Annotated in this window: 8 protein-coding genes; 6 read left to right on the forward strand and 2 right to left on the reverse strand. The window is 51.6% G+C overall.

From position 1 onward, the window contains the following. Positions 1–306: 306 nt before the first annotated feature. From FH603_RS27190 to FH603_RS27205, 4 genes are all read left to right on the forward strand, one after another. Positions 307–960 carry a hypothetical protein gene (locus tag FH603_RS27190; RefSeq protein ID WP_186742329.1) on the forward strand — a complete coding sequence of 218 codons (654 nt, stop codon included), beginning with the start codon at positions 307–309 and terminating at the stop codon, positions 958–960. A gap of 65 nt (positions 961–1,025) precedes the next feature. Continuing rightward, positions 1,026–1,406, forward strand: coding sequence for a hypothetical protein (locus tag FH603_RS27195; protein WP_186742331.1), 381 nt, complete (start codon positions 1,026–1,028; stop codon positions 1,404–1,406). A gap of 11 nt (positions 1,407–1,417) precedes the next feature. Then, positions 1,418–2,338, forward strand: coding sequence for an IS3 family transposase (locus FH603_RS27200; RefSeq protein ID WP_186742341.1), 921 nt, complete (start codon positions 1,418–1,420; stop codon positions 2,336–2,338). 69 nt (positions 2,339–2,407) lie between these two features. Further along, positions 2,408–3,985: a CocE/NonD family hydrolase gene (locus tag FH603_RS27205; protein WP_186742333.1), complete on the forward strand. Its 1,578-nt coding sequence runs from the start codon at positions 2,408–2,410 to the stop codon at positions 3,983–3,985. Positions 3,986–4,022: 37 nt separating this feature from the next. Here FH603_RS27205 and FH603_RS27210 read toward each other — a convergent pair whose 3' ends face one another. Further along, the gene (locus tag FH603_RS27210) at positions 4,023–4,745 is read right to left on the reverse strand and encodes a LytR/AlgR family response regulator transcription factor (protein ID WP_235985643.1); all 723 of its coding nucleotides are present in this window, start codon (positions 4,743–4,745) and stop codon (positions 4,023–4,025) included. After that, positions 4,732–5,994 carry a sensor histidine kinase gene (locus tag FH603_RS27215; protein ID WP_186742335.1) on the reverse strand — a complete coding sequence of 421 codons (1,263 nt, stop codon included), beginning with the start codon at positions 5,992–5,994 and terminating at the stop codon, positions 4,732–4,734. The genes FH603_RS27210 and FH603_RS27215 overlap by 14 nt, the downstream gene beginning before the upstream one ends. Positions 5,995–6,021: 27 nt before the next feature. Between FH603_RS27215 and FH603_RS27220 the strand changes: the two genes are divergently transcribed. Beyond that, positions 6,022–7,425, forward strand: a complete 1,404-nt coding sequence (locus FH603_RS27220) for a carcinine hydrolase/isopenicillin-N N-acyltransferase family protein (protein WP_186742338.1) — start codon at positions 6,022–6,024, stop codon at positions 7,423–7,425. Between the two features lie 108 nt (positions 7,426–7,533). Beyond that, positions 7,534–7,872, forward strand: coding sequence for a recombinase family protein (locus FH603_RS27225; protein WP_317171342.1), 339 nt, complete (start codon positions 7,534–7,536; stop codon positions 7,870–7,872). Positions 7,873–7,942 lie beyond the last annotated feature (70 nt).

Raw genomic sequence — 7,942 nt, forward strand, 5'->3', positions numbered from 1 at the left:
TCAATTCAAGGATAAACTGTCGTTTATCAAAAGCTGGTGGGAGCAATATGGGGAGGAGTTTTCTGGCTATAGTCCTATGCCCGTTTCTAATACGTTGCAATAAAGTCTATATCTTATGTTAATGAACTATTCTAAGATCAACCACCCTATACAAACCCTGGAAATAGACTGAATTGTCTTTTGGAAAGGGAAGAAAATAAGCCTCTATTTTGATAAGTGAATATCCATTGATTAGACCCATTAACTACGAGTAAAGTACCTCTGAAAATGGCTTCTGAGTTAGTATATTGTTTGAAAGCATAAAAGATGAGCCTGGATAAATTGAAGAGTCTAATCACGATCCAACTATTCACGATCTACCTACGCTATCTACTTGGAGGGGCCTTTGTCTTCGCTAGCATCGTCAAAATTCAAGGGAATCGCTTTACAACAAGCTCAGGCATCAACGCACCTATCAGCGACAGCTGGCACCTGTTTGAGACCCTTTATCAGTCGGGCCTTTATTGGCATTTTATTGGCTGGGGCCAACTCATAGCAGGCTTTCTATTAATGACTCAACTCTTCAGTACGTTAGGGGCAATTCTGTTTCTGCCTATTATGCTCAATATCTTCGTGATTACTGTTTCCTACCATTTTGGAGGAACGCCCATCATCACTTTTTTGATGTTACTGGCCAATGTTTATCTATTGGTGTGGGATTGGCCCCGTCTTAAAGTAGTGGTGTGGCCTTTTCAACCTATCTATATTCACACGGACTATCCATTCTCAAAAAGGCCTAGCTGGGCTTATTTAGGCTCTTTTTACTTTGTTCTGACAATAGGGATAAAGTTAAGCGTACATTCTTTCTTTGAGTTACTAGCTGCCTTTAGTGGGGCTTGTGTAGTTGGCCTTTTGGTGCTGGCTTATAATTTGACCACTCAAAAACATGCGCGTAATGGCCTTAAATCCACTTTAGGTTAACATAAGTGCACTTATACAACAAAATGTATTACACTGAAATAGCTTGACACTAACCGTGAAAAGTTATGAAGGTGAGTGGGTTTATTAATCTCAAGAAAAAGTACAAAGCCAGTGCCTTCCGCTGGCACGTGGTCGAGCTCTATCGACTCGAACTGGTGAGTGAAAAACAGATTTTGGCCGAGCTGAATATTTCCCGAAATTCACTCCGGATCTGGAATCGAGCCTACCAGCGCTATCGACTCCGACGCTATTATCCCAGTCCTAAACGCGCTCGACTCATGAAAGGGAAAACAGACGAAGTGGCCCTGCTCAAAAAGCAGTTAGCCGATACTCAGCAACTACTCCAGCACGAACAACTCAAACGGGAAGCCCTGGAGATCATGATCAATATTGCCGAAAAAGAGCTCAAGATTCCGATTCGAAAAAAGCCTGGTCCCAAACAGTAAATCAACTCAGCCTGCATCACCCACTGGTGAGCATGGAGACACTCTGCGGGCTGTTTGGGGTAAGCCGTCAGGCTTGGTATGAGAAGCAGAAACGACATCAGAAAGCAGATCTTAAAAGTGCGATAGTGTTAGCCGAAGTCCGTCGGTTGCGCCTTGACTTGCCCTCGGTTGGAGCGGAAATCCTGCACCACCAGTTGGCCGACTTCCGTGAGCGGCATGGGATTAAACTAGGTCGAGATAAGTTTGCTAAGTTACTCAGGGATAATGGCTTATTGATAAGACGTAGAACTCGACGGGCGAGGACTACCTGGTCAAATCACCCCTTCCGTAAGTATCCTAACCTGGTGAAAGGGAAAAAAGTAGATGCCCCTAATACGTTATGGGTAAGCGATATCACCTATTTGCCTTTGCCCCGTGGGTTCGCTTATCTAAGTCTGATCACCGATGCCTACTCGCGAAAGATTGTAGGTTGGACGCTACATCCTACTTTAGAAATGGAGGGACCATTAAGTGCCTTAAAAATGGCTTTGAAAGCCAATAAAACAAGGCAGCACTTAATTCACCATTCGGACCGGGGCGTTCAGTATTGCTGTCATGCTTATACGGGTCTATTACGAAAAAACAAGATTGCCATCAGTATGACTGAACAGGGTGATCCTTACGAAAATGCGTTGGCTGAGCGGGTCAATCGGACGATAAAGGAGGATATGTTGCTCAACCGGGGCTTTATTAGTTATGCGGCTGCCGAAGAAGGGGTACAACGAGCGATTGAAAACTACAATCGATTACGGCCGCATCGAAGTTGTGGCTACTATACACCCGAGCAAGCGCATCGTATGCAAGGTGAATTGGTCAAGAAATGGCGTGTAACGAAACGTCGACAAGCAGCAAAAATGCCATTGGCGGAGTCGATGTCTGCTACACAAAAATGAATGTAAATCTGTCAAGTAAAATCAGTGTAATACACCTTTTCGCCAACGCAGAATGACTACATCAAGGATATGGCCCGCGACGGTTACATTTTCGTCTTCCAGGACATCCGGGGCCGCAACAAATCCGGAGGCACCTATCAGCTCTTGCGGCCTAGCTTAGCTGTGGAGCAAGCGGGCATTGATGAAAGTAGCGATACCTACGATACCATTGAGTGGCTCCTGCATCACGTGCCTCATCACAATGGTAAAGTGGGCATGTACGGCATCTCTTACGATGGCTGGACGACGCTAATGGGCACCATCCGGCCGCACCCGGCCCTCAAAGCGGTGTCCCCCCAGGCTTCCCCGGCGGATATGTTTTTGGGCGACGATTTTCACCACAACGGGGCTTTCCGCCTGAGCTATAGCTTCGAGTATGCCTTCAGCCAGGAAGCAGCCAGGACCGATACGCTATTTCCCTTTCCCCAGTACGACACCTACGATTGGTATCTGGCCCTGGGCCCGCTGGCCAACGTCAATAAAACGTATTTTAAGAACCGGCTGTCCACCTGGAATAACTTGGTGGCGCACCCCAACTACGACTCATTCTGGCAACAACAGGCGGTTACCACTCGTTTGAATGCCGCAACCGTGCCCACCCTGACGGTGGCCGGCTGGTGGGACCAGGAAGATTTTTACGGGCCACTCACCATCTACCAGGCCCTGGAGCAACACGACAAGACCAACACCAATCACTTGGTGGTTGGCCCCTGGCATCATGGCCAGTGGGCCTATTGGTCGGGGGATCAATTGGGGAACCTTTCCTTTGGCTCCCCAACGGCCGAAACCTTCCGCCAGCAGATCCAGGCCCCCTGGTTCGCCTACCATCTGAAGGGAAAAGGCGATGGCCGCTTTGCCGAAGCCGTTACGTTCCAGACTGGCTCGAATCGCTGGCAGCGTTATGATCAGTGGCCTCCCGCTGGTAATACCCCTACCAATCTGTACCTGGACGCGAGGGGCAAGCTCTCTTTTGCCAGGCCCCTGACCAAAACGCCTGTCTTTGATAGGTATATCTCCGACCCGGCCCACCCGGTCCCCTACCGCAACCGGCCCATTGAGCCCACCAACGCGAAGGGCTCACGGTGGCGCACCTGGTTGACCGAGGATCAGCGCTTTGTCAAGGACCGGCCCGATGTGCTGAGCTGGCAAACTGATACCCTCCAAAAGGATATGACCGTCTCGGGCAAGCTGCTGGCCAACCTCTACGCGGCTACCTCGGGCAGCGATGCCGATTGGATCGTCAAGCTGATCGATGTCTACCCCGAGCATTATCCTGCGCAACCCGCTATGGCGGGCTACGAGCTGATGGTGGCCAGTGAAGTCTTTCGGGGCCGCTTCCGGACCAGCTTTCAAACGCCCCGCCCGCTCACGCCCAACCAGGCCCTCCACTACCCCATCGATCTGCACCAGGTGGATCACGTCTTTAAGCAGGGCCACAAGATCATGATCCAGGTGCAAAGTAGCTGGTTCCCCCTCATCGACCGCAATCCTCAAGTCTATGTGCCTTCCATCTATACTGCCCAGCCGGTTGATTACCAGCCAGCCGTTCACCGTATCTTCCGTTCTCATCGGTTTCCGTCGCATATTCAACTGCCCATTGCCCAGTGAGCTTACCTGAACGCACGGGCTCCTACTAAACGCTTACTCAGGAGCCAATCGCACGCATCACCGCGTCTTTGTAGGCATCTCCGATCGGAATGACTGTTTTGCCTAAGAAGATCCGCTGCCGCTCAATCGATTCAATCTTATGGATGGCTACCAAATACGACTTATGAACCCGGATAAACTGGGAAGTGGGCAGGCTTTGCTCAAACTGAGCCAGTGAGGTTAAGCTCAGCAGGGTCTCGGTCTGAGTTACGATGGTGGTGTAGTCTTTACCTCCCTGAAAATACAGCAAGGCATCGTGCTCCACTTTTACTAGCTTGTATTCGGTCTTGATGAACAGAACCGCTGGAGGAAACAGCGCCGGAGACGCCGATGAATCGACGACGGCTCGCTGGCGCTGAAGTTTCTGGATGGCCCGCAGGAAGCGCTCAAAGGAGATGGGCTTGAGCAGGTAATCGAGCACGTCGTACTCATAGCCCTGTACGGCATACTGGGCATACGCCGTCGTGAGGATGACGCTGGCTTTTCCCCCCAGCAAGGGGATAAACTGCATACCGGTTAACTCCGGCATTTGCACATCTAAAAAGACGCCATCAACCGGCTTCTGCTGGGCAAACAAGAGGCCTTCCAGGGCACTGGTGGTGGTAAACACGACCTTGACGAACCCGAGTTTCTGGGCGTGGGCTTCCAGCACGCGTAGGGCCATCGGCTCGTCATCCACGAGCATAATCGTTAGCGGGGGCGTCATACTAAGCATAAGCATCAGGTGTAGATAGGGTAGTCAGATGGATCTCCAGCAGCGCATGATAGGTGGCTCCTTCCTGCCAAGCCTGGAGTTGATGCTGCCGGGGGTAAAGCAGCACCAACCGACGTTTGACGTTCGGTAGGCCGACGCCCCCGGTCGGGTCTCGCAGGTGGGTGGCGACCCCGTTTGAGGTCTCAAAACGCAGTACTGATCCCGACACGGCCAACCAAATCCGAACCGGCTGGTCCGGCTCCTGAAGCTGGCCATGCTTAAAGCAGTTCTCCACCAGTGCAATCAACAGCAGGGGGGGCAGGCGCTTGCCATTGACATCGCCTTCTAGGGTAAAATCCACGTAGATCCGGTGCGAATAGCGTAAGGTTTCCAACTCGATAAAGCCGCTCAGGTAATCAATCTCTTGGCTAAGCGGCACGAGGGGCTCATTGGATTCGTAGAGCATGTAGCGCATCATCTCGCCGAGTCGCAGAATAGCGTCGGGGGCGCGTTGAGGTTCGCTCAAGGACAGGCCGTACAAATTATTCATCGTGTTGAAGAGAAAGTGCGGATTAAGCTGCGCTTTTAGGTAGGCTAGCTCCATGTGCACTTTTTGGTGCCGAATAGCTTCCTGGGCGAAGTAGTCATTGACACTTTTGAGCAGAAAGCACAAAAAGATGCCCAAGGCGCTGAAAAAGACTGTTTCGCCCACGTAGTCAGCCAGGGTAATACTTGCCGGGTACTGCCAGATGCCCAGGTAGGGGCCTAGGAGCCGTTGCTCGATGCCGTAGCGTAGCAGCACATCCCCACCAATCAGGCCCATCAACACCACCAACGCCAGGCCGTAATAGCGCCGACGGAACAGACAGTCAAACACCCACAGGCTAACGTAGCTCATCCCAATCGTCCGACCATAGCCGATGGCGGTGAGGGGGTCCTTCAGGTCCGCCCAGAACAGGGCCCAGCTCAGCTGCATGTGGTGGTGCTGGGCTACGTTCAGCATGACCCCCACCAACACAAAGAGCGCCCAGAAGAGGCCATGAATGCGCAGGAGCAGGGGGTTGATCGATGAGAGCGGCATGGGGCAAATTACACCTAATTTTTCACGCGTGCCAGGAGCGAATCTGCCAATGCGGCCAAACGAGCGGTCAAGCCGAACAAACGTCCCGTCAATCAGCTCATGGAGAGGTATTGACGCCTGGCCTGCGGGGCGGTTGGCGGAGGTGTTTACCAGGTTGGCAGATTTGGGCCCGTCAATCGCTAAATCCTTGTCCAACTTTGGCCTATACAAACCGCGATTATCATGATTCGTCTTTTTGGTAGCTTACTGCTCGCGCTGTGGGTCGGCTCCTATTCTGGCTTACGGGCCTGTACCATTTTTACGGCCTCCAATGGCCAGACCGTTTTGGTGGGTAACAACGAGGACTCCTCGCCCACACTTAAAACCTACCTGTGGTACCACCCTGCCCGGGGGGGGCGGCACGGATTTGTCAGCTGGGGCAGTGAGGAAAAATTTCCCGAGGGCGGCATGAACGAGAAAGGCCTGTTTTGGGATGCGGCGGCCCTGATGCAGGCCATCCCCACGGTGCGCGATGCGAAAAAGCCCGATTTTAAGGGCTATTTCGTGGCCAAAGCGCTATCCGAATGTGCGACCGTTGCCCAGGTAATTCAGTTAGTCCAGCACTACAATTTGGTCTGGCAGGAGCGGGCCCAAGTGCTGGTAGCCGATGCCTCGGGGGACTACGCGCTCATCCATGCCAACTACATCATCCGCAAGTCGGATCGTCAAAAGCCTTACGTAGCGGTGACTAATTTCTGCTTAAAGCACTACCACCCGGGCCAGAGTGCCTGTTACCGATACAATGCGGCCGATAGCCTGCTCAAACAGCACCCGGTCTCGGTGTCCCTGTTTCGAATGATCCTGGCTAAAGCCGCCCAACAAGCGCCCGATAATGCGACCATTTATTCGCAGATCGCCGATTTGAAGGCGGGCACGTTTATTCTCTACCAGCGGCATCATTTCGACCAGGGGGTTACGATCAACCTGGCCGCTGAGTTAAAAAAAGGGGTACACCAGGTCGAAATAAAGCGCCTGTTTCCTCAATCGGTTGGCGAAGCCCTGGAGCCTGTTATCGCTCACGGGGGCATCCGGCGCGCCTTGGCTCAGTACGCGCAATGGCACCGAGAATCGCCCGGTCGTTACAATTTTGGGGAAGATGAGCTGGATGGGTTGGGCTACCGCTTGTTGAATACGGATCATATCGCCGATGCCATTCAAATTTTCGCGCTGAATCAGCGTAGCTACCCGGCCTCGGATCGCATATTAAGTAGTTTAGCCAGTGCTTACCTGGTAAGTGGGAACAAGCGAACGGCGGACAGCCTATACAGACAAGCCCTGCAACTGAGCCCGGCCAACTACGTCGGGAATCTATTTGCCAATCAACCGCAGGGTCTGGTAAGCTTCCGCGTCAACACCCTGGAGTATGCCAATAAGATAAAACTGGTTGGCTCTTTTAATGGTTGGAGTACTACGGCGAACCCGTTTGTCCGAACGCCAACGGGGGAATGGCTTTGCCAGCTTAAGCTACGGCCGGGCGTCTATCACTATACGTTTCTGGTTGGGGATGACAACTGGATGACTGACCCCTTGAATAAGTTAGCCCGGAAACCAGATAAGTACTGGCAATCTGTACTGATTGTTCAGTGATCGTTATTTGTTTTTTGAGCCTGAGCGATTTAGCTCTTAGTGCAAAAAAAGTGGTCATCAGCGCGATATAATACAGCGATACGGTTAAGATTACACCCCTACCGGTGTTTGCAGAAGACTTCTATGCTATTTGGCTACGCCCGCGTTTCCACTCAGGACCAAAACCTAAATCTGCAATTGGACGACCTCAAGAAAGCAGGTTGTCAAAAAATCTTTCAGGAAAAGGTGTCTTCGGCTAAAAAACGACCTCAATTGCAAAAGCTACTGGAAATTCTTCGGGAAGACGACACCGTTATTGTCTGGAAACTGGACCGATTGGGTAGATCGCTAAAAGAGTTGTTCACGCTGGTTAATGACTTTCAAACCAAAGGTATTGGTTTCCGCAGTCTGAATGATGCCATTGATACAGGGCTTTCTCATAAAACATTTTTGAGGGTCATGAATTGAAGCAGGACGTGGAATTTGTCAGCGAATTCCTCCATCCTGGCGACCATATTCTTTACCTTGTCCTGACCTA

This window comes from Spirosoma utsteinense (assembly GCF_014282275.1).
GTDB classification, from domain to species: Bacteria; Bacteroidota; Bacteroidia; order Cytophagales; family Spirosomataceae; genus Spirosoma; species Spirosoma utsteinense.